Origin of the sequence: Rhodococcus sp. YL-1 (assembly GCF_001942025.1) — a bacterium.
Classification (GTDB): Bacteria; Actinomycetota; Actinomycetes; order Mycobacteriales; family Mycobacteriaceae; genus Rhodococcus_F; species Rhodococcus_F qingshengii.
In genome coordinates this window covers 3097817-3118531 of record NZ_CP017299.1, presented here as the reverse complement: position 1 = coordinate 3118531, position 20715 = coordinate 3097817, and the positions used below count along the sequence as shown (strand labels likewise).

Annotated in this window: 17 protein-coding genes; 14 read left to right on the top strand and 3 right to left on the bottom strand. The window is 64.6% G+C overall.

Features of this window, described 5'->3' with window-relative positions; translation table 11 throughout:
- The first annotated feature begins 99 nt into the window (after nucleotides 1–99).
- From gndA to BH682_RS14550, 11 genes are all read left to right on the top strand, one after another.
- Entirely contained in the window at nucleotides 100–1557 is a 1458-nt protein-coding gene (gndA, locus tag BH682_RS14605; RefSeq protein WP_007730904.1) for an NADP-dependent phosphogluconate dehydrogenase, read from the top strand.
- Between the two features lie 62 nt (nucleotides 1558–1619).
- Nucleotides 1620–3122, top strand: coding sequence for a DEAD/DEAH box helicase (locus BH682_RS14600; RefSeq protein WP_054188236.1), 1503 nt, complete (start codon nucleotides 1620–1622; stop codon nucleotides 3120–3122).
- 4 nt (nucleotides 3123–3126) lie between these two features.
- Entirely contained in the window at nucleotides 3127–4008 is an 882-nt protein-coding gene (locus BH682_RS14595) for a DMT family transporter (RefSeq protein ID WP_075833182.1), read from the top strand.
- Nucleotides 4009–4011: 3 nt separating this feature from the next.
- Nucleotides 4012–5448 (top strand): GuaB1 family IMP dehydrogenase-related protein, encoded by a 1437-nt coding sequence (locus BH682_RS14590; RefSeq protein WP_042919784.1) that lies wholly within the window; start codon nucleotides 4012–4014, stop codon nucleotides 5446–5448.
- 311 nt (nucleotides 5449–5759) lie between these two features.
- Nucleotides 5760–7142: a hemolysin family protein gene (locus tag BH682_RS14580; protein WP_075833180.1), complete on the top strand. Its 1383-nt coding sequence runs from the start codon at nucleotides 5760–5762 to the stop codon at nucleotides 7140–7142.
- A complete protein-coding gene (locus BH682_RS14575) occupies nucleotides 7135–8223 on the top strand; it encodes a hemolysin family protein (RefSeq protein WP_003944826.1) in 1089 nt (362 codons plus the stop codon). The genes BH682_RS14580 and BH682_RS14575 overlap by 8 nt, the downstream gene beginning before the upstream one ends.
- Before the next feature lie 3 nt (nucleotides 8224–8226).
- Nucleotides 8227–9105 (top strand): 3-methyladenine DNA glycosylase, encoded by an 879-nt coding sequence (locus BH682_RS14570; RefSeq protein WP_075833178.1) that lies wholly within the window; start codon nucleotides 8227–8229, stop codon nucleotides 9103–9105.
- 18 nt (nucleotides 9106–9123) lie between these two features.
- A complete protein-coding gene (locus BH682_RS14565; RefSeq protein ID WP_075833176.1) occupies nucleotides 9124–10437 on the top strand; it encodes a CoA transferase in 1314 nt (437 codons plus the stop codon).
- A 31-nt stretch (nucleotides 10438–10468) separates the two neighbouring features.
- Nucleotides 10469–10945: an OsmC family protein gene (locus BH682_RS14560; RefSeq protein WP_007727816.1), complete on the top strand. Its 477-nt coding sequence runs from the start codon at nucleotides 10469–10471 to the stop codon at nucleotides 10943–10945.
- Nucleotides 10938–11972: a nucleoside hydrolase gene (locus BH682_RS14555; protein ID WP_007727817.1), complete on the top strand. Its 1035-nt coding sequence runs from the start codon at nucleotides 10938–10940 to the stop codon at nucleotides 11970–11972. The genes BH682_RS14560 and BH682_RS14555 overlap by 8 nt, the downstream gene beginning before the upstream one ends.
- Before the next feature lie 230 nt (nucleotides 11973–12202).
- Complete coding sequence (locus BH682_RS14550; protein ID WP_007727818.1) at nucleotides 12203–13150, top strand: sulfite exporter TauE/SafE family protein; 948 nt, start codon at nucleotides 12203–12205, stop codon at nucleotides 13148–13150.
- 62 nt (nucleotides 13151–13212) lie between these two features.
- On the opposite strand, the gene meaB is transcribed toward BH682_RS14550, so the two are convergent.
- Genes meaB through mutA form a run of 3 tightly spaced genes read right to left on the bottom strand, consistent with a single transcriptional unit; the run spans nucleotide 13213 to nucleotide 18367 of the window.
- Nucleotides 13213–14205 carry a methylmalonyl Co-A mutase-associated GTPase MeaB gene (gene meaB / locus BH682_RS14545; protein ID WP_003945003.1) on the bottom strand — a complete coding sequence of 331 codons (993 nt, stop codon included), beginning with the start codon at nucleotides 14203–14205 and terminating at the stop codon, nucleotides 13213–13215.
- A gap of 17 nt (nucleotides 14206–14222) precedes the next feature.
- On the bottom strand, nucleotides 14223–16475 hold the full coding sequence (gene scpA / locus BH682_RS14540) for a methylmalonyl-CoA mutase (RefSeq protein ID WP_003944912.1): 2253 nt from the start codon (nucleotides 16473–16475) through the stop codon (nucleotides 14223–14225).
- On the bottom strand, nucleotides 16472–18367 hold the full coding sequence (mutA, locus tag BH682_RS14535) for a methylmalonyl-CoA mutase small subunit (protein ID WP_030536386.1): 1896 nt from the start codon (nucleotides 18365–18367) through the stop codon (nucleotides 16472–16474). Before mutA ends, scpA begins: the two co-directional genes overlap by 4 nt.
- Nucleotides 18368–18790: 423 nt before the next feature.
- Between mutA and BH682_RS14530 the strand changes: the two genes are divergently transcribed.
- The 3 genes from BH682_RS14530 to BH682_RS14520 are packed head-to-tail and all read left to right on the top strand — an operon-like array spanning nucleotide 18791 to nucleotide 20715.
- Nucleotides 18791–19498: a TVP38/TMEM64 family protein gene (locus BH682_RS14530; protein WP_058038785.1), complete on the top strand. Its 708-nt coding sequence runs from the start codon at nucleotides 18791–18793 to the stop codon at nucleotides 19496–19498.
- A 31-nt stretch (nucleotides 19499–19529) separates the two neighbouring features.
- Entirely contained in the window at nucleotides 19530–20126 is a 597-nt protein-coding gene (locus tag BH682_RS14525; RefSeq protein ID WP_075833175.1) for a hypothetical protein, read from the top strand.
- Nucleotides 20127–20181: 55 nt separating this feature from the next.
- Complete coding sequence (locus BH682_RS14520) at nucleotides 20182–20715, top strand: hypothetical protein (RefSeq protein WP_075833173.1); 534 nt, start codon at nucleotides 20182–20184, stop codon at nucleotides 20713–20715.

Below are 20715 nucleotides of genomic sequence, written 5' to 3'. Positions count from 1 at the left end.
ATGCACGGTCTGATGTTCACGCGCGTCGCGGCCGCACCGTTTTCGGCTGCGCACAGCGCAGGATTTCACAGCCGCGGACCGAGAGGGAAAGCTGTAAGCATGTCAACCACTAGCACCGAATCACCCCGAGCTCAGATCGGCGTCACCGGCCTGGCCGTCATGGGTTCGAATATTGCCCGCAATTTCGCCCGCCACGGTCACACCGTTGCCCTGCACAACCGCAGCATCGCGAAGACCGATGCCCTGATCGCCGAGCATGGTTCCGAGGGCGATTTCGTGCGCACCGAGACCGTCGAGGAGTTTGTTGCCGCACTTCAGAAGCCGCGACGCGTCCTGATCATGGTCAAGGCGGGCGCCCCGACCGATGCTGTCATCGAAGAGCTCGCGAACGCCATGGAGCCCGGCGACATCATCATCGACGGTGGCAACTCGCTCTACACCGACACGATCCGTCGTGAAGCGGCGATCCGCGCCCGCGGTCTGCACTTCGTCGGCGCCGGTATCTCCGGTGGCGAAGAAGGCGCACTCAACGGTCCGTCGATCATGCCGGGCGGCCCGAAGGAGTCCTACGAGGCTCTCGGCCCGCTTCTCGAGTCCATCTCCGCTCACGTCGACGGCACCCCGTGCTGCACGCACATCGGCCCCGACGGCAGCGGTCACTTCGTCAAGATGGTGCACAACGGCATCGAGTACGCCGACATGCAGCTCATCGGCGAGGCGTACAACCTCTTCCGCGACGCTCTGGGCTACGACGCCGGTCAGGTTGCCGACGTCTTCACCGAGTGGAACAAGGGCACCCTCGAGTCCTACCTGATCGAGATCACCGCCGAGGTGCTCCGCCAGGTCGACGCCGAGACGGGCAAGCCGTTGGTCGACGTCATCGTCGACGCTGCCGAGCAGAAGGGAACGGGCCGCTGGACGGTCAAGTCCGCTCTGGATCTGGGCGTGCCGGTCACCGGTATCGCCGAGGCCGTATTTGCTCGCGCACTATCCGGTAGCCGCAATCAGCGCGCCGCAGCTCAGGCGCAGGGTCTGGCTGCCGGCTCTCTCGGCGACAAGCCTGCTGACGCCGAGCAGTTTGCCGCCGACATCCAGGCCGCGCTGTACGCGTCGAAGATCGTGGCGTACGCGCAGGGCTTCGATCAGATCGCTGCCGGCAGCGCCGAGTACGACTGGAACCTCAAGCCTGCCGACCTGGCGACGATCTGGCGCGGTGGCTGCATCATCCGTGCGCAGTTCCTCAACCGCATCAAGGACGCGTTCGACGCCGATCCGAGCCTGCCGAGCTTGATTCTGGCGCCGTACTTCCGCGAGGCCATCGAGGCAGGCATCGACAGCTGGCGCCGCGTGGTCGCCACCGCGACGATGCTCGGCATTCCGGTACCTGCGTTCGCGTCCTCGCTGTCGTACTACGACGGTCTGCGCGCGGAGCGTCTGCCGGCCGCCCTGACTCAGGGTCAGCGCGACTTCTTCGGCGCGCACACCTACGAGCGCATCGACAAGCCGGGCAAGTTCCACACACTGTGGAGCGGTGACCGCAGCGAAATCGAGGCCTGATTCACAGCGGGTATCGGTAGATGCGGTCATCTGCGTCTACCGATACCCGGTAGCCTGGACAAATGCAGGAATCGACGATCGACTCGCCCACCTCGACCGAAGGGCGTTCGTTCGTCGACCTCGGAATCCCCGCCGTGATGGTGCACGCGTTGCGCCGAAGCGGCATCGATGCCCCCTTCCCCATTCAGTCGGCAACCATCCCCGATGTTCTTGCCGGTCGGGATGTACTCGGGCGCGGTGCGACGGGTTCCGGAAAGACTCTGGCCTTCGGGCTTCCGATGCTGGTGCGCCTCAAGGGTGGGGCGAGCAAGCGGAATCGTCCGCGCGGTTTGGTGCTCGCTCCCACCCGTGAGCTGGCGATCCAGATCCACAAGGCACTCGACGACGCCGCTACCGAGATCGGTTTGCGTGTGGCAAATGCGGTCGGGGGCGTTCCGATCAAGCGTCAGGCCGACATCCTTGCCCGCGGCGTCGATCTGCTGATCGCGACCCCCGGGCGCCTGCTCGACCTACTCGAGCAGAAGTCGGTGATTCTCGACGACGTCGTGATCACGACCATCGACGAAGCCGACCACATGGCGGACATGGGTTTCATCGACGAGGTTGCGAAGATTCTCGACACGACTCCGAAAGACGGTCAGCGTCTTCTCTTTTCGGCGACACTCGACGGCAAGGTCGACGATCTGGTCGCGGGTTACCTGCGCAATCCGGCGTCGCACTCGACTGCTCCCCCGGTTGCGACCGTCTCGACCATGGAGCATCACCTGCTTTTCGTCGACCGCGACGACAAGAGATCCGTTGTCGCACATATCGCTTCGCGTGCGGGGCGGACCATCATGTTCGTCAAGACCAAGCACGGTGTGGATCGTCTTGCGCAGCAACTGCATTTGATCGGCGTCTCGGCGGGGGCTCTGCACGGCGGCAAGACGCAGAACAATCGGACCAAGACCCTCGCGTCGTTCTCCGACGGGACAACACCGGTCCTGGTCGCCACCGATGTCGCCGCGCGCGGAATCCATGTCGACGACGTGACGCTCGTCGTTCACGTCGATCCCCCGGCCGAGGCGAAGGACTACCTGCACCGGGCCGGCCGGACGGCACGCGCCGGCGAATCGGGCGTCGTCGTCACCATCGTCACCGACGAAGAACGTGAATCGGTCGAGAAGTTGACCAGGCAGGCAGGCATCAAGGTTCACGGTGTGCGGGTTCGTCCTGACGATCTTGAGCTCACGCGCATCACCGGTGCGATGGAGCCGACGGGAATTCCGGTCGAGGCTCCCGATACGACGGTTGCCGTCAAGCACACCGCCAAGCGTGGCCGTCAGGAACACGACACTGCAGGCCGGACCGCTGCCGGAGGCCGGATGAAGAAGGACGGCGACAAGCGCGCCGCCTCCTCGCGGCGCGTCACCGATCCGAAGAGTGTGAAGAAGATCCGTGCGGACGGCACTCCGGTCCCGACCCGTTCGGAGCGTCTGGCGTCCAAGGGCTTGACCCCGCGTCGCGGCGCACCCGGCGCAGGAAAGCCGTCTGCCGGAAATCGGGCGGGCAAGCGCGCACACTGAGGGAATGGGTGATCTTCCACTGATCTCGGTTCTCTGCGCACTTCTCGCTGCACTGCTCTTCGCGTGCGCTTCGGTCGCTCAGCAACGGGCGGCGTCCGCGGTTCCCGAGGGCGAGGCGTTGGTGGCGTCGTTGATTCGCAGTCCTCGGTGGTGGGCCGGGCTGATCGGTGACGGCGGCGGGTACGTCATGCAGGCCGTTGCACTGTCGTTGGGTTCGGTGTTGGTGGTGCAGCCGCTGATCGTGACCTCGTTGCTGTTCGCGCTGCCTCTCTCGGCCAAATTCTCGGGAATCCGCATCACCCGTTCCGCGTGGTCACTGGCGATCATGCTCGCGATTTCCTTGGCGATCTTCCTCGTCGTCGGCGACCCCACCGAGGGAGACAGCAATGCTCCATGGTCGGATTGGGCTGTGCCCCTGACGATTACGGTCGCAGTGGCCGTGGCCGCAACTGTCGGCGGCTTGTCCAAACTCGACGGCGGCTGGCGCGCACTGCTTCTCGGCTCTGCGGCAGGCATCTTCTACGGCGTCGCCGTCGCATTCACCAAGTACGTCACCGACCTACTCGGCCACGGCGTCATCGGGGTGATTTCGGCATGGCAGACGTGGGCGCTGATCGCCTCGGGCGCAATCGGGGTCTACCTGCAACAGCGCGCGTTCCAGGTCGGGCCGCTGTCGGCGTCGCTACCCGCCCTGACGATCGGCGAGCCGATCGCGGCCATCTTCCTGGGGATGACAGTGCTCGACGAACGCCTCCGCGTCGACGGTCCCGGAATTGTTCTCATCGGGTGCGCCGTCGCCGTCATGATCATGACCACGATCGCCCTCTCCCGCTCACAAGCGCGCGATACCGAGGGCGCTACGGCGGAATCGACGGTAGGCTCGTGAAACGTGCAGTTCCTCGAAGGGCAACGCCCCCCATACGACCTGACCTACGACGACGTCTTCCTCGTCCCTAACCGGACCGAGGTCACCTCTCGGTTCGACGTCGATCTCAATTCTTCCGACGGATCCGGAACGACCATTCCCGTCGTGGTCGCCAATATGACCGCAGTCGCCGGCCGCCGCATGGCGGAGACTGTCGCCCGCCGCGGCGGACTGGTCATCATTCCGCAGGACGTCCCCACCGACGCTGTCGCCGAGACCGTGGCGTTCGTCAAGAGCCGCCACCTCGTCGCCGATACGCCGGTCACGCTGAGTCCGGACGACGCCGTCTCCGATGCGCTGGCGCTGCTTCCCAAGCGCGCTCACGGCGCGGTCGTGGTGGTCGAGGACGGTAAGCCTCTCGGTGTCGTCACCGAGGCTGCCTGCGCGGATGTCGATCGGTTCACTCGCCTCCGTACCGTCGCGATCACCGACTTCGTCACGGCCCCGGTCACCGCCACACCGCGTGAGGTCTTCGAACTGCTCGAAACCAAGCACGATCCGCTGGCGGTCATCGTCAACGAAGACGGGACTCTTGCCGGCGTCCTCACCCGCACCGGCGCGATTCGTGCCGGCATCTACGACCCCGCAGTCGACGAGCGCGGCGCACTCCGGGTCGCTGCGGCGGTCGGTGTGAACGGTGACGTGGGCGCCAAGGCCAAGGCACTCGTCGACGCCGGTGCCGACGTGATCGTCGTGGACACGGCTCACGGTCACCAGCAGAGAATGATCGATGCGCTCACCACCCTCAAGGCGCTCGATCTCGGCGTCCCGTTGGTCGCAGGCAACGTGGTCTCCGCACAGGGAACCCGTGATCTGATCGCCGCAGGCGCGGACATCGTCAAGGTCGGCGTCGGACCCGGAGCCATGTGCACGACTCGCATGATGACCGGCGTCGGACGCCCGCAGTTCTCGGCCGTCGCGGAATGTGCTGCAGCGGCACGTGAGCTCGGCAAGCACGTCTGGGCCGACGGCGGCGTTCGACACCCCCGCGACGTTGCACTCGCCCTCGCGGCGGGCGCGTCGAACGTCATGATCGGCTCGTGGTTCGCCGGCACATACGAGTCCCCCGGCGATCTCAAAGTCGATCAGGCGGGCAACGCGTACAAGGAGAGCTTCGGTATGGCCTCCAAGCGCGCTGTTGCCGCTCGCACAGCCACCGAAACGGCTTTCGATCGCGCCCGTAAGGGATTGTTCGAGGAAGGCATCTCCAGTTCGCGGATGCGTCTCGATCCCGAGCGCCCTGGAGTCGAGGACCTGATCGATCAGATCTGTTCCGGCGTGCGCAGTACCTGCACGTACGCGGGTGCGCGTTCTCTCGAGGAGCTGCACGAGAAGGCCGTTCTGGGCGTGCAGTCCGCCGCCGGATTTGCCGAAGGACGGCCGCTTCCGTCTGGTTGGTGAACCACGTTCTGTGACTGTCGGCGGGTGCTCGGGTCCCTACTCCCGGGCACCCGCCGGTATCATTGGATCCGTAAACAGAAAACAAAACTCGGTCGGGTGCCCTTCGGCGACCCGACCGAGCCCGCTACAGCCGAGAACTACTCGGCTCTGACGAAAGGAACCCGGTGCCCGAGGCACCCACACACTTACCCGGCGCTACACCCGTCGTTTTATCCGAGGAATCTTCTGATTCCGCCGGTTCGGAGGGCTCCTCTAGCGAGCCGGGAGACAAACCCGGCGGCCCCCGTGCACATCTCAGGTGGCGATGACACATGGACATCGTTTTCACCATTCTCAGCCTGGTCGGCTTCATCGCGCTGACTGCAGGCACCGCCCTCTTCGTGGCGGCCGAATTCTCACTGACCGCGCTCGAACGCAGCACCGTCGACGAAGCTGCTCGTGGCGGCGACCGACGCTCGCGGCAGGTTCAACACGCGCACAAGACTCTTTCGTTCCAGCTCTCCGGCGCTCAGCTGGGCATCACGATCACAACCCTGATCACCGGTTACCTGGCCGAGCCGGTCCTGGCACGGTTCATCACACCGGTCACGAAGGCCGTCGGGCTCAGTGAATCCGCGGCCTCGACAACGTCTTTGATCCTGGCGCTCGTGATCGCGACCTCGTTCTCCATGATCTTCGGTGAGCTCGTACCGAAGAACCTCGCAATCTCCAAGCCGATGCCCACCGCCCGCGCGACTGCGGGCCTGCAAGCAGGGTTCTCGCTGATCTTCCGGTGGGCCATCAACGGCCTCAACGGAACCGCCAACTGGATCGTGCGACGCCTGGGCATCGAACCCGCGGAGGAATTGCGCTCCGCGCGATCACCGCAGGAACTCGGGTCCCTCGTGCGGACGTCCGCGCAGCGCGGGTCCATCGACAAGGGCACGGCGATGCTCGTCGACCGTTCACTGCAGTTCGGTGACCGCACGGCAGAAGAGCTGATGACTCCGCGAGTGAAGATCGAATCGCTGGAACTCTCGGACACCGTCGCAGACCTGATCGTGACGGCGTCGCGGACCGGCTATTCGCGCTTCCCGGTCGTTCGCGGCGATCTCGACGACACGGTCGGCGTCGTACACATCAAGCACGCGTTCACCGTTCCGGCCGAACGTCGGCGCACGACGCGCGTCGACAGTCTGGCTCAACGTGTTCCCGTCGTGCCGTCGAGCCTGGACGGGGACACCGTCATGGAGCGAATCCGCTCCGACGGCATGCAGGTTGCGCTCGTCGTCGACGAGTACGGCGGAACTGCCGGCATCGTCACGATGGAAGACCTCATCGAGGAAATCGTCGGCGATGTGCGCGACGAACACGACGAACCCGAACTCGACGTGCAGCGCGTCGGCGACGGATGGTCGTGCTCCGGTCTCCTGCGCATCGACGAGGTCACTTCGGCTACCGGGTACACCGCTCCCGAAGGCGACTACGACACGCTCGGCGGCTTGGTGCTCACCGAACTGGGCCGCATCCCCGACGAAGGTGACGAGGTGGAATTGCCCGACGTCGACTCGTCCGGTGATTCGCGCGGAAAGTGGATTGCACGAGTGACCGGCATGGAAGGCCGCCGTATCGACCGGGTGACCATCACGCCGGTCCCCGCTTACGTCGAACCCGAATCCGCCGACGACAGCAAGAAGGAGTCCGACGATGAATAACCTCTTCGGTGTACTCCTCACCGTCGTGCTGCTCGCCGGCAATGCATTCTTCGTCGGTGCGGAGTTCGCACTGATCTCCGCACGACGTGACCGCCTCGAAGCACTGGTCGCGCAAGGCAAGAAGCGGGCGCTCACAGTCATCAAGGCCGGTGAGAACCTCTCGCTCATGCTTGCGGCGGCTCAGCTGGGCATCACGATCTGCTCGATCCTCCTCGGTAAGGTCGCCGAGCCCGCCATTGCGCACCTCCTCGAGGTGCCGATGGAAGCCGTCGGCCTGCCCGACGGATTGCTGCACCCGATCTCGTTTGCCATCGCGCTGTCGCTCGTCGTCGTGCTGCACATCCTGCTCGGCGAGATGGTGCCCAAGAACATCGCGTTGGCCGGCCCCGAGAAGACGGCCATGCTGCTCGTTCCCGTGCATCTGGCGTTCATCAAGATCGCTCGCCCGATCATCGCGTTCTACAACCTGTGCGCGAACGGAGTGCTCAAGCTCCTGCGCGTCGAACCCAAGGACGAACTCGACGTCACGGTCTCGGCGGTGGAGTTGTCCGCGATGATCGGTGAATCGCGATCCGAAGGTCTGATCGACGCCGAAGAACACCGGCGGTTGAAGCAGGCACTCGAATCGACCGATCGGACCGTCTCCGAGGTCCTGATCACTCTCGACAAGGTGCGGACCATTCCCCTCACACCGTCGGGAACAACACTGGGTGAGATCGAGCGTGCGGTCATCGAGACCGGATACTCGCGTTACCCGGTGCGAGCGAGCGACGGATCGCTGGCTGGGTACGTGCACCTCAAGGACGTGCTCGACGAGGTGCTCGACGAGGCCGCTGGACCGGACACCGTCGTTCCGACGTCGGATATCCGGCCGCTGCCCATCGTTCCGCTCAGCACACCGCTGGCCGAAGCGTTGGCCGGCCTTCGTCGGGCCAGCTCGCACCTCGGCGCTGTCACGGACGCTGACGGAGTGGTGATCGGTATCGTCGCGCTCGAGGATCTCCTCGAGGAGTACGTCGGAACGGTCCGCGACGGCACGCACCGCGGCACGGATGCTGTTCCCGGACAAAGAAACAGCTGATCGATGACACGTTCGGTGCATTCACTCGCACTCGCGCAGAGCGAGTGGACGGCTCGGCGGGCACTTCACCTCGAGGAGGTGGAGAAGCTCGTCGAGCCGCACCGAGCGCGTCGTAGCGCCGGTATCTCTCACCCGGTGCACGACTTCCTCTTCACGTACTACAACTTCAAACCCGCTCAACTGCGCCGCTGGCACCCCGGGTACGGAGTCGCGCTCGAGAACGCCGCCGAATACGCAGCCTTCTCCGGCTACCGCGTCGACGATTCGGGTACCGCGACGGTCGAGGCCTCAGTGCTGGAGCGTCGGCGTCACACAGTCGAATTCGTGTGGAATCTGTTGAATCAGACGTCTGCGCGGCCCGCTGTGCTGGGTTGCTTCGGCCTCCACGAATGGGCGATGGTCTATCGCGGCGGCGAGGACGCAATCCGTCACCAGTCGGTGCCGCTGCGACTCGGGTTCGCCGGTACCGACGCGGTCGTCGAATCCCTGCCACTCAAATGCACGCACTACGACGCGTTCCGGTTCTTCACACCGGACGCGGCCCCCAAGAACTCGCTCCCGCTTGCACGCGAAACTCAGATCGATCACGAACAGCCGGGCTGCCTGCACGCCGGTATGGACCTGTACAAGTGGAGCTTCAAATTGTTGCCACTCGTCGATTCCCACCTGGTGATGCGGTGCTTCGAACACGCGCTCCTGGCCCGTGAACTCGACATGCGCGCGAGCCCATACGACCTCGCCGAGTACGGGTACTCCCCCATTCGTATCGAAACTCCCGCGGGCCGCGCCGAATACGTGCGTCAGCAACAACAGTTGGCGGATCGTGCTGCGCCGCTCCGCGATACGCTGGCAGAGAAGTGCCGGGAGCTTCTCGGCCACTGAACTGCCGAAAGGCGTCGCATGGATCACGGGTACGGGTTCTATCTCGACGAATACCAGCGTGACGTCGGGGTGCACAGCGACGACCGACGCGGGCACATCGAATGCCCGGACTCGGCGGGTTTCCTTGCGGCGCACTTGCCGGTGTTCGACCTCGCTGCGGGCTCAGTCGCGGCGTTCGCCTCGGCGATTCATCGGTCAACCCGCCCGGGCGACGGATACTGGACCCTCGATCCCGAGCGCATCGCCGCGTCCTTCTCGAGCGATCGACTGTTCCGGATCGGCGGCGAGCCGATCAACGGGTTCTCCGAGCACTCGGGGTTCTTTGCCGCCCGCGACGGTTGGGTCCGCACGCACGGCAACTATCCGCACCATCGCGACCGCCTGCTCGCCGTCCTCGCGCTCGTTCATGGATCACCCAAAGATGCAGTGGCGCAACGGATATCCGAACTCAGCGCCATCGAGATCGAGCAGCAGGCCGCCGAGATCGGAGCCATCGCGGTCCGTGTTCGTACCGCGACCGAGTGGCGCCTGAGTGAGCAGTGCGCAGCTGCGAGGTCTGCGCCTCTGGTATCCATCCGAGCACGCGACGAGGGAAAACCCCGCACGCATCCGACGCGCCCACGCGTTCTCGACCTGACCCGCGTCATCGCCGGTCCGGTCGCGACGCGTGCCCTGGCGTTGGTCGGCGCTGACGTTCTGCGGATCGATCCCCCGGCGATCCCCGAGATCGGATGGCAGCACCTCGACAGTGGACAGGGCAAGCGGTCGGCGCTTCTCGACCTGAAGTCCTCGGCCGGAGCGGCAGCGTTCCGAGAACTCCTCGAAACCGCAGACGTACTGGTCACCGGCTACCGGCCGGGTGCACTCGAAGCGCTCATCGGGCAGGATCTTCCCGCCCACCTGATTCACGGGCGCATCAGCGCATGGGGATGGGAAGGTCCGTGGGCGAATCGCCGTGGCTTCGACAGCATCGTGCAGGCCGCGTCCGGCATTTCGTTCCTCGAGGGTGGTGAGAACCCTGGCGCACTTCCGGCGCAGGCACTCGACCACTCGACCGGATACTTCTTGGCAGCGGGGATCCTCGACGCGTTGACGCTGCGCTCGCAGGACGGCCGTGGCCGCGATGTCGACGTGTCATTGGCCAGCACCGGCGCCCGTCTTCTCGACGCACCCGGCCGAACCGTCCATCCCGGTCTACCGACCGCTCCCGGCCTGAATGTTGTTGTCAACCATGCCGACGTGACCACCGCACGACCCGCGCTGGCAGAGTTCGAGGACTACCCCGAACCAGCCCATCCGTGGGGATCGGATCGCGCGGAGTGGGCACACTGAGGGACCGGCACATTCAGGGCAAGATGGACCTGTGAAGTCACATACCTACACACTCGACCTTCAGTGGACGGGCGATCTGGGAACCGGAACGTCCAGCACGCAGGGATATTCGCGCAATCATGCAATATCCGCGGTCGGAAAGCCGGAACTTCTCGGCAGCTCCGATCCCTCGTTCCGCGGTGACGCGCAGCGATGGAACCCCGAGGAACTGCTCGTTGCCTCCCTCGCCCAGTGCCACATGCTCTGGTACCTCGGGCTGGCAGCTGCCGCTGGGGTCGTCGTTCTCGACTACAGCGATCAGCCGGTCGGCAGCATGATCGAGGAATCCGATGGCGGCGGCCAGTTCATCGAAGTGACGTTGAATCCGACGGTGTTGGTCGCGGAGGCGTCGATGGTCGAGAAGGCCCAGGAGCTTCACGGCCCCGCACACACGAAGTGCTTCATCGCTCGGTCGGTGAACTTCCCCGTCCTGCATTCCCCGACGATCCTGGTGGCCACCGATGAGTGACATGCACAAACTCATCGTCGACGTCGACACCGGTATCGACGACTCGTTGGCGCTTCTCTATCTCCTTGCCAGCCCCGAAGCCGAGATACTGGGGATTGCGAGCACCGCCGGCAACGTTCCGGTGGAACAGGTCGCGGCCAACAACTTGAACTGGCTTGCGCTCTGCGGCGCCCCGGACATCGAGGTTGCACTCGGCGCCCGCGAGCCATTGGTCATACCGTTGCGCACCACCGAGGAGACTCACGGTCCGCAAGGAATCGGCCATGCGGTCCTCCCCGATTCGGGTCGCAAGCGCTCGGTCCGAACCGCCACCGACCTCTGGGTGGATCTCGTCCGGGAGTACCCCGGACAACTCACCGGGCTGGTGACGGGGCCGCTCACCAACCTGGCCTTGGCGATCAGACGTGAACCCGATCTGCCGTCCCTGCTGAAGCGACTGGTCGTGATGGGTGGGTCGTTCAACTATCCGGGCAACACGACGCCGACCGCGGAGTGGAACGTCTCGGTGGATCCGCACGCCGCCAAGGAGGTGTTCGACGCGTTCTCCGTCGTACCCGCGCACCGGCGCCCGATCATCTGCGGCCTCAACGTCACCGAATCCATCGAGATGTTCCCCGAACATGTGCGTCGGCTCGCCGAAGCTGCCGGGAGCACCCCGGAAGAGATCATCTCGCCTGACGACGGTCCCGACGTCCGCAGTTCCGCGTCCAACAGCGTGATCAGGCATATGTCCGACGCAATCCGGTTCTACATGGAATTCCATCGTGAATACGACCAGGGATTTCTTGCTCACATGCATGATCCCTTCGCTGCTGCCGTCGCGCTCGATCCGAGCCTGGCGACGCTGAAACCGGCAACGGTAGATGTCGAAACCGAGAGTCCACTGCTGATCGGAACGACGGTTGCGGACTGGGTCGGGCACTGGAAGCGTGAGCCCAACGCGGATATCGCGGTCAGCACCGATCCGGCGGAATTCTTCGATCGACTTGTCCACCGAGTGGGAAATTACGCCCGCGTCGTGGGTTGACCGAGCCGGGCACCGGCTATGCTCGCATGGACAGAACACCAACGAACGAGAACAAAGGACCTGACGTGCAGATTTCCAGCCACGATGCCTCCCCGGCATTTGCGCTCGGATTGATGGCGTTCTGGCCCACTCGTCGTAGCGCATGCTTCGATCAGGCGTGTTGCTGAGCGGCGATTCTCGCTGCCTGCACCCCTGACTTTGTCGCTTCTTCGCTCGGAGTCTGTCTTCTCATGTTCAATCTTCTTTTGTTCACCCTTGTCGGCGTCGGCGCCCAGCTCGTCGACGGCGCCCTCGGTATGGCCTTCGGTGTCACCGCAACCACTCTGTTGATGATCGGTGGCCTCGGTCCGGCTCAGGCCAGCGCCGCTGTTCACCTGGCCGAGGTCGGCACCACCCTCGCTTCGGGTGTGTCGCATTGGAAGTTCAAGAACATCGACTGGAAGCTCGTCGCCAAGCTCGGTGTGCCCGGCGCAGTCGGTGCATTCATCGGCGCAACCGTGCTCTCGGGTCTGTCCACCGAAGCGGCAGTCCCCATCACGGCGACGATCCTGCTGGCCATCGGTATCTATGTGGCACTACGCTTTTCGGTCCGCCCACCGGCCGTCGCGGACGCTCGTACCACCCCGCACACTGCACGTTTCCTGTCCCCACTCGGCCTGTTCGGTGGTTTCATCGATGCATCCGGCGGTGGTGGTTGGGGTCCGATCACCACCAGCACGCTGCTCTCACGAGGAAAGACCGCGCCGCGCACCGTGATCGGCTCGGTCAGCGCCTCGGAGTTTCTGGTCGCGTCAGCCGCGTCGCTGGGATTCCTTGTCGGATTGGGACGTGAGTCGGCGGGAAACCTCCTCGTTGTCGCCGGTCTCGCGCTCGGCGGTGTCATCGCAGCTCCGTTCGCGGCGTGGCTGGTCAGCCGCGTACCTGCAACCTTGCTCGGAACGGCGGTGGGCGGCGTCATCGTGTTGACCAACGCACAGAAGCTGTTCAAATCCTTCGACATCACCGGGGCGGTCACAGTGGCCGGTTACCTGACCATTCTCGGCGCGTGGGCAGCGCTGCTGTTCTACGCGTGGAAGCGGTCCACGCTCACCCCGGCCGAGGCAGAAGGCGATTTCACGGGAGTCGAACTCGCTGTCGAGACCGAACTCACCGAGCCTGCAGTCAAACGCGAACGATAGCTCGTCACAGAAGAAATCCCGGGTATCCGCGCTCGGATACCCGGGATTTTGTTCTTTCCGCGCTAGTTGCTTCCGTCGAACGCGTCGAGAATTCGCCCCGCCGCCAACGCTGCCGTCAGCGAACCGTCACGCACGCTCTGCTCGACGTCGGCCCGGATCGCACGCACCCGATCGTTGCTCGAGAGCCTGCGTAGCAGCTGATCGTTGACCATCGTCCAGGTCCAATCGACCTGTTGCTTGCGACGCTTCTCCTCGAACTGTCCCGCTTCGGTGAGCACCTCACGGTGTTTGGTGACAGTTCCCCAGAACTCGTCCAGCCCGACACCTTCGAGACCGCTCATCGTGATGACGGGCGGCTTCCAGATGGCGTCGTGCGGGTAGATCAGGCGAAGCGCACCCGCCAATTCACGGGCAGCGCCCTTTGCCTCGCGCTCATGCTTGCCATCGGCCTTGTTGACCGCCACCAGATCTGCGAGCTCGAGGACACCCTTCTTGATGCCCTGGAGCTGATCACCGGTACGAGCGAGGGTCAGGAACGTGAAGCAGTCCACCATGTTGGCAACAGTGACTTCGGACTGGCCGACACCCACCGTTTCCACCAGGATGACGTCGAAACCGGCAGCTTCGAGAAGCACGATAGTCTCGCGGGTTGCCTTGGCAACACCACCGAGCGTGCCGGACGTCGGTGACGGCCGGATGTACGCATTCGGTTCGACGGTGAGCCGAGCCATGCGTGTCTTGTCGCCGAGAATCGAGCCGCCGGTGCGGGTGGACGACGGATCGACCGCCAACACCGCAACCCGATGTCCCTTGCCCAGCAAGTACATTCCGAGCGCGTCGATGAAGGTCGACTTGCCGACGCCGGGAACGCCGGTGATGCCGATCCGGTGCGCTCCCCCGGCCTCCGGCAGCAACTTCAGTAGAAGTTGCTGCGCGAGGGCCCGGTGGTCGTCGCGGGTGGACTCGACGAGGGTGATCGCCCGAGCGAGGCCGGCACGCTGATTTCCGCGCACCGCCTCGGCGAGGGAATCAATGTCGATGGGCTGACGTGCCATCTTCAGTGACCCCCTTCTCAGCTGTTGTCGTGACCCAGTTGGGCGGAGAGCTTCTCCAACAATCCGCTGGCAGCGTCGGCGATGACGGTGCCGGGCGGGAAGATGGCAGCAGCGCCGGCCTCGTAGAGTTCGTCGAAGTCACCGGGCGGAATGACGCCGCCGACGACGATCATGATGTCGGGACGACCGGCCGCAGCCAGAGCCTCCCGCAGCGCCGGCACCAAGGTCAGGTGACCGGCGGCCAACGACGACACACCGACTACGTGGACGTCGTTGTCGGCCGCCTGATTGGCGACCTCTTCGGGGGTCTGGAACAGCGGTCCGACGTCGACGTCGAATCCGATGTCCGCGAAGGCGGTGGAGATGACCTTCTGGCCACGGTCGTGACCGTCCTGGCCCATCTTCGCGACGAGGATGCGGGGACGACGTCCCTCGTCCTCGGCGAACTTCTCGACCAGTTCCATCGCCTTGCTGATGTTGCTCACCGTTCCTGCCTCGTCGCGGTACACACCACTGATGGTGCGGATCTCGGCCTGGTGGCGTCCGTACACCTTTTCGAGGGCGTCGGAAATCTCGCCGACGGTAGCCATCGCGCGGGCGGCGACGACAGCGAGGGCGAGGAGGTTGTTCTCCATGCCGCCTTCGGTGGATGCGGCAGCTCGAGTGAGGTTCGCCAGTGCGGCCTCGACGGCTTCCGGATCACGTTCCGCGCGAAGACGAACCAACTTCTCGAGCTGTTCCTTCCGGACCTTGGAGTTCTCGACCTTGAGAACTTCGATGGTGTCGACCTCGTCGGGAACGTACTTGTTGACGCCGACGAGCGGCTGCCGACCGGAGTCGATGCGTGCCTGGGTGCGGGCGGCAGCCTCCTCGATGCGCAGCTTCGGGATGCCTTCGTTGATGGCCTGAGCCATTCCGCCGGCTTCCTCGACCTCTTCGATGTGCTTACGAGCCCGGTTGGCGAGTTCGTTGGTGAGCCACTCGACGTAGTACGAGCCACCCCACGGGTCGATGGGACGCACGGTGCCGGATTCCTGCTGCAGCAGCAACTGGGTGTTACGGGCGATGCGGGCGGAGAAGTCCGTCGGCAATGCGATCGCTTCGTCGAGTGCGTTGGTGTGCAAGGACTGAGTGTGGCCCTGGGTGGCAGCCATGGCTTCGACGCAGGTACGCGGAACGTTGTTGAAGACGTCCTGCGCGGTCAGGGACCAGCCGGAGGTCTGCGAGTGGGTACGCAGCGAGAGAGACTTCGCGCTCTTGGGATCGAACTTGGCGACAAGCTCGGCCCACAGGAGGCGTCCGGCGCGGAGCTTGGCGACCTCCATGAAGAAGTTCATGCCGATGGCCCAGAAGAAGGACAGGCGAGGTGCGAACTTGTCGATGTCCATACCGGCGTCGAGGCCGGCGCGGATGTACTCGACGCCGTCGGCGAGGGTGTACGCCAGTTCCAGATCGGCCGTCGCTCCGGCTTCCTGGATGTGGTAGCCCGAGATGGAGATGGAGTTGTACTTCGGCATTTCCGCGCTGGAGTACGCGAAGATGTCCGAGATGATCCGCATCGAGGGCTTCGGCGGATAGATGTAGGTGTTACGAACCATGAACTCTTTGAGGATGTCGTTCTGGATCGTTCCGGCCAGCTTGTCCGGAGTGACACCTTGCTCGCCTGCCGCAGCGACGTACAGCGCGAGAATCGGCAGCACGGCGCCGTTCATCGTCATCGAGACCGAGACCTGCGAGAGGTCGATTCCGTCGAAGAGCTGACGCATGTCGAGGATGGAATCGATTGCGACACCGGCCATTCCGACGTCACCGGCAACGCGAGGATGATCGGAGTCGTAGCCGCGGTGTGTGGCGAGGTCGAAGGCGACCGAGAGACCCTTCTGACCGGCCGCGAGGTTACGACGGTAGAACGCATTCGACTCCGCGGCAGTGGAGAATCCGGCGTACTGGCGAATGGTCCACGGCTGGTTCACGTACATGGTCGGGTACGGACCACGCAGGAACGGCGCTGCGCCCGGGAAGCTGTCGAGCGGGTAACCCGACTCGGCGGCGGCCGTGCGGTCCGCACCGGTGTACACCGGCTTGACGTCGATGCCTTCCGGGGTGGACCAGACAACCTGCTCGGCGGCGTAGTTGTTGGCGTTGGCGCCCTCTTCGATGAGCGCCTGGGCCTGCTCGACCGACGGCGGTGTGGGTGCCGGAGACTGCGGGTCCTCGAGTGGGACCTCGGCGAAACTGCCGATCACGTGCTTGACCTCTCGTGTCGTCACTTGGAGCTTCCCGTCTCGATGAAGTCGAGCAGTTCGGTCAGAGCCGACACTGCGTCGATGCGGGCGGTGAGGAATCCGTCCGGGCGAGAATCGCCGGTCGCGTCGGCGACTGCCTTCTCCGGTCCTGCGAGCAGCACCTTGGTGATGCCGGCGGCGCGAAGTTCGGCGACGGCCGCTGCGGCGCTCTCGCCGTAGCGCTTGTCCGTGCCGCACAGCACGGCGACGGTGGCACCGGAAGCCTTGACTGCAGCGGAGATGGCCTCGGCGCCCACCTCGAGCGGGCCGGGGTTGACTGCGTCGATACCACCCGAAGCGAGCAGGTTGGACGCAAACGTGGTGCGCACGTTGTGTTCTGCAACCGAGCCCAGCGGCGCGAGAAGCGCAGTGGGACGGGCGCCGCCGGCGGCGAGGAACGCGTCCGAACGGTCACGAAGCGCTTCGAATGCAGCTGCGTAGCGGGCGACGGACTGACCGGGCTCGACGGCTTCGGCGGACAGCGGCGTTTCGCCGAGGTTCGGAAACTCGTTGACACCGGTGACCGTGGTCTTGCGGTGTGCGATGTCGGAGTCGCGCTTGGCCTTGGTAGCGGCGATGCGACCGGAGACGATTCCCGCTTCGAGTGCCGCCAGATATCCGCCGGCTGCTTCGATTTCCTGGAAGAACTCCCACGCGGTGGCGGCAATCTGCTGTGTCAGGTCCTCGACGTACCAAGACCCGGCCGACGGATCGAGGACACGGCCCAGGTGCGACTCCTCGAGCAGGAGCAGCTGTGTGTTGCGCGCGATGCGCGAGGAGAAGGACTTGCTGACGCCGAGGGTGCCGTCGGCCAGGGCGACGTCGAACGGAAGAACAGTCACCGCGTCTGCTCCGCCGACGCCGGCGCCGAATGCGGCGAGGGTCGTGCGCAGCATGTTCACCCAGGGATCACGCTGAGCCATCATCGCGGCGGAGGTGACTGCGTGCTGCGGCGCTCCACCGAAATCGGAAGCTCCGCAGACCTGGGCGATGCGTGCCCATACGAGACGTGCGGCGCGGAACTTCGCGATGGTCTGGAACTGATCGTCGGTTGCCGCGTAGCGGAAAGCCAACTGCGACAACGCGGCACCGATGGTCAGGCCGCTCTGGGCGGTGAGTGCACGGAGGTACTCGAGGCCGGCGGCGATTGCGGCTCCGAGTTCTTCGGCATCCCCGGCACCCGCGTTGTGAAAGGCCGTGCCGTCCACGGTGATCGCGTGCACGGTTTCCGCACGAGCGGCGGCGAGGGCGGCCAACTCGACTGCGCCTGCAAATTCGACGTCGGCTGCGCCGGAGAACGAACTGGTCAGCGGTGCTGCACCGAGGTGAACTCGGATGCTGCTGCGATCGCTGACACCGTCGCCGGCTTCGCTGCGTGCATCGAGGAGTGAGAAGAGTGCTCGGGCTGCATCGTTTGTCGCTGCGCCTGCATCGAGCGTGAGCGGTGCGAGGTCGAGAAGCACGCCCTCGAGCGCAGCGGCGAGGTCGGTGACCGGAACGCCGTCGGCGCCCACCTTCAACCAGAGTGCGCTGACTCCGTTTTCGAGGGCGTCCAGGATGGCGCGATTGGTCTCGGCCGCCGAGGCGGTTCCGAATGCAGCGGAAACCAACCAACCGGCATTGACATCACGGTGAGCGTCGACGCCACGCACGTACGGAAACGTGCCCGGCAAGCTCTGCTCGGGACGCTCGTCGCGTGGGCTGTAGAGCGGTGCGACAGTGACACCGTCGTAGGTGACGGTTTCGAGCAGTTTCTGTGGCTCGGGGCCCAGTTCTGCCGCATCGACTCTGCGGGACTTGGCGAGCACACCGGCTACGGAGCGCTGCCACTCCGCGTACGCCTGCTCGACAGCCTCGGCTTCTGAAGCTAATGACACTGTGTCCGCTCCCTCTCATTTTTTGCGTGAGCGCTTTACCGATAATCGGATTTGTTCGTTAGTTCTGTGATGCTAACCCGCGGTTGAGCCCAGATATCGTGAGGATCACGTCATGTTCTTCACAGGGCTGTTCGTGGCCACTTTCCGACCGGCCGGGCGACGTGCGGATTCGGTCGTTCGTGCACGTGTAACCGGCCCTTACCTAGCGATTGTTCAGCATGTTTGCGGGTTACCCGCGAGTTCGTTTCACTGGCCGGGACTGCAGGTGAAGGCCACTCCGAAAGCCTAGTGGTTTTCGTCACAGCGCCGTTTCATTGTCGCCTGGAGCACGTCGCTTTCCCGCCCCCGTGGCGATGTTCGACTCGCGATTGCAGGTCGGCAGTCGGCCTGGTTCACCGTTCGCAGGTAGCCTTGTGACCTGTGATGGGACGCCTGCTGGACCGAAGATTGATCGCAATAGTCCTGGTAGTGCTCGCTTTGTTCCTCGCAGCCCTCCTCGCCCCACATCCCACGGTGTCTCAGGTACGCGAGTGGGCGGACTCGGTTGGCCCGGCGTTTCCCCTCGTGTTCTTCCTGGTTCATTCGATAGTCACCGTCGCGCCGTTCCCGCGCACCGTCTTCACGCTCAGCGCGGGGGTTCTCTTCGGCTCGGCAACCGGCATCGCCCTTACTGTGGCGGCAACGACTGTGAGCGCCGTTCTGGCCCTCTACCTTGTCCGCGCGATCGGCCGCGACGTCGTGTGGCAACGGATTTCGAGTCCGACGATCCGGCGGGTGGACGAGCGGATCGAAAAGCGGGGGTGGCTGGCCGTCGGGTCTCTGCGCTTGATCGCGTTCGTCCCGTTCTCGGTGGTGAACTACTGCTGCGGCATTTCGTCGATCCGGATCGTGCCCTACATCCTTGCCACCGTCGTCGGCATTTTGCCCGGCACTGTTGGGATTGTCGTTCTGGGCGATGCGCTCTCCGGCGAAGCCGATCCTCGTCTCCTGATTCTGTCCGGGATCTGCATTGCGATTGGCATCGCCGGTCTGGTGTTCGACGCTCGCCGTCAGCCTTCACCGGGCGAAACCATCGTTGACAACGGTCAACCTCAAGAGGTTGATTTGATTGAGTCAACCCAAAACGATTGACTATTGAGAGTCAACTATCTAGCATTGACTAATGTTCGTACTGACAGTGGATCAGCGAGGTAGCCGACGCGATGTCGACCGCGTCGGGGACATCATCGACGACATGGCCGATCGCAGGCTCCTGCGGCCATTCGAGCGCACAGCGGGCGACGAGATTCAAGCGGTGACCGACGATCCGGCGCTACTCGTCCTCGTCGCACTCGAGCTGATTCGGCGCGAGCGCTGGAGTGTCGGGATCGGGATCGGTCCCGTCGAGCAGCCTCTCCCACGGCAGACCCGGGCCGGACGCGGACCGGCATTCGAAGCTGCTCGGATCGCCGTCGAGCGAGCCAAGCGAGCTCCGGCCAGAATTGCCGTCGAACAGGCGCCGGCGGATAGCTCACGCGACGAACTCGCCGCAGATGTCGATGCCGCGTTCACCTTGCTCGGAACGATCGTCACGAGACAGACGAAGGACGGACGCGAAGCCATCGCCCTGATGGACAGCGGACTCACTCAGGTCAGCGCAGCGGCCCACCTCGGAATCACCAAACAGGCCATGTCCAAGCGACTCCTGACAGCCGGGTGGCACGCAGAACTCGCCGGGCGCAGACTCGCAGAACGACTTTTGGTCAGACTCCAGCCCTAGACTGCTCACGCTCGCACCGGTACAAACTCGTCGACACAGCAGGGGGCTCGAATACATGGTCGTTCTGGCGTTGATCGCGCTCGCCGTCGCCGCCGCGGCACCAGCAGTTGCAGCGGCACTGGGACCGCTCAGTCGTGGTCGACTCGAAGTCCCCGAATGGGCGTCGTCCGTGGTGGCTCTTCCGGCGCTGGGTGTTGCCGCACTGGCATCGACCCGAACGACCCCGGTCACCGGTTTCGCTCTCGGGGCGACGCTTGTCCTGTGCGTACTTGCCGCCGCCACGGCCGGTGCACCGTTGGTACTTGCCACCTTCAAGATCGCTCGTCGCCAACCGGACGGGAGCCCGGCACCGGACGCCGGACCTCTTCGGGGCGGACGTGTGATCGGCATCCTCGAACGGCTTGCGGTGGCGGCATCGGTTCTCGCAACCTGGCCGGAAGGCATCGCGATCGTCTTGGCAGTCAAGGGGCTCGCGCGGTACCCGGAACTTCGCGAACCTCATGCGTCCGAGCAGTTCATCATGGGAACCTTCGTCAGTGTCCTCTGGGCGATCGCCGTATGCGGAACGGGACAGGCACTCATCACGTAG

Excerpts from the sequence above, each read along its gene's own strand:
- gndA (WP_007730904.1), top strand. The coding sequence starts at position 100 with ATGTCAACCACTAGCACCGAATCACCCCGAGCTCAGATCGGCGTCACC.
- BH682_RS14600 (WP_054188236.1), top strand. The coding sequence starts at position 1,620 with ATGCAGGAATCGACGATCGACTCGCCCACCTCGACCGAAGGGCGTTCG.
- BH682_RS14595 (WP_075833182.1), top strand. The coding sequence starts at position 3,127 with ATGGGTGATCTTCCACTGATCTCGGTTCTCTGCGCACTTCTCGCTGCA.
- BH682_RS14580 (WP_075833180.1), top strand. The coding sequence starts at position 5,760 with ATGGACATCGTTTTCACCATTCTCAGCCTGGTCGGCTTCATCGCGCTG.
- BH682_RS14575 (WP_003944826.1), top strand. The coding sequence starts at position 7,135 with ATGAATAACCTCTTCGGTGTACTCCTCACCGTCGTGCTGCTCGCCGGC.
- BH682_RS14570 (WP_075833178.1), top strand. The coding sequence starts at position 8,227 with ATGACACGTTCGGTGCATTCACTCGCACTCGCGCAGAGCGAGTGGACG.
- BH682_RS14565 (WP_075833176.1), top strand. The coding sequence starts at position 9,124 with ATGGATCACGGGTACGGGTTCTATCTCGACGAATACCAGCGTGACGTC.
- BH682_RS14555 (WP_007727817.1), top strand. The coding sequence starts at position 10,938 with ATGAGTGACATGCACAAACTCATCGTCGACGTCGACACCGGTATCGAC.
- BH682_RS14550 (WP_007727818.1), top strand. The coding sequence starts at position 12,203 with ATGTTCAATCTTCTTTTGTTCACCCTTGTCGGCGTCGGCGCCCAGCTC.
- meaB (WP_003945003.1), bottom strand. The coding sequence starts at position 14,205 with ATGGCACGTCAGCCCATCGACATTGATTCCCTCGCCGAGGCGGTGCGC.
- BH682_RS14530 (WP_058038785.1), top strand. The coding sequence starts at position 18,791 with ATGGGACGCCTGCTGGACCGAAGATTGATCGCAATAGTCCTGGTAGTG.
- BH682_RS14525 (WP_075833175.1), top strand. The coding sequence starts at position 19,530 with ATGTTCGTACTGACAGTGGATCAGCGAGGTAGCCGACGCGATGTCGAC.
- BH682_RS14520 (WP_075833173.1), top strand. The coding sequence starts at position 20,182 with ATGGTCGTTCTGGCGTTGATCGCGCTCGCCGTCGCCGCCGCGGCACCA.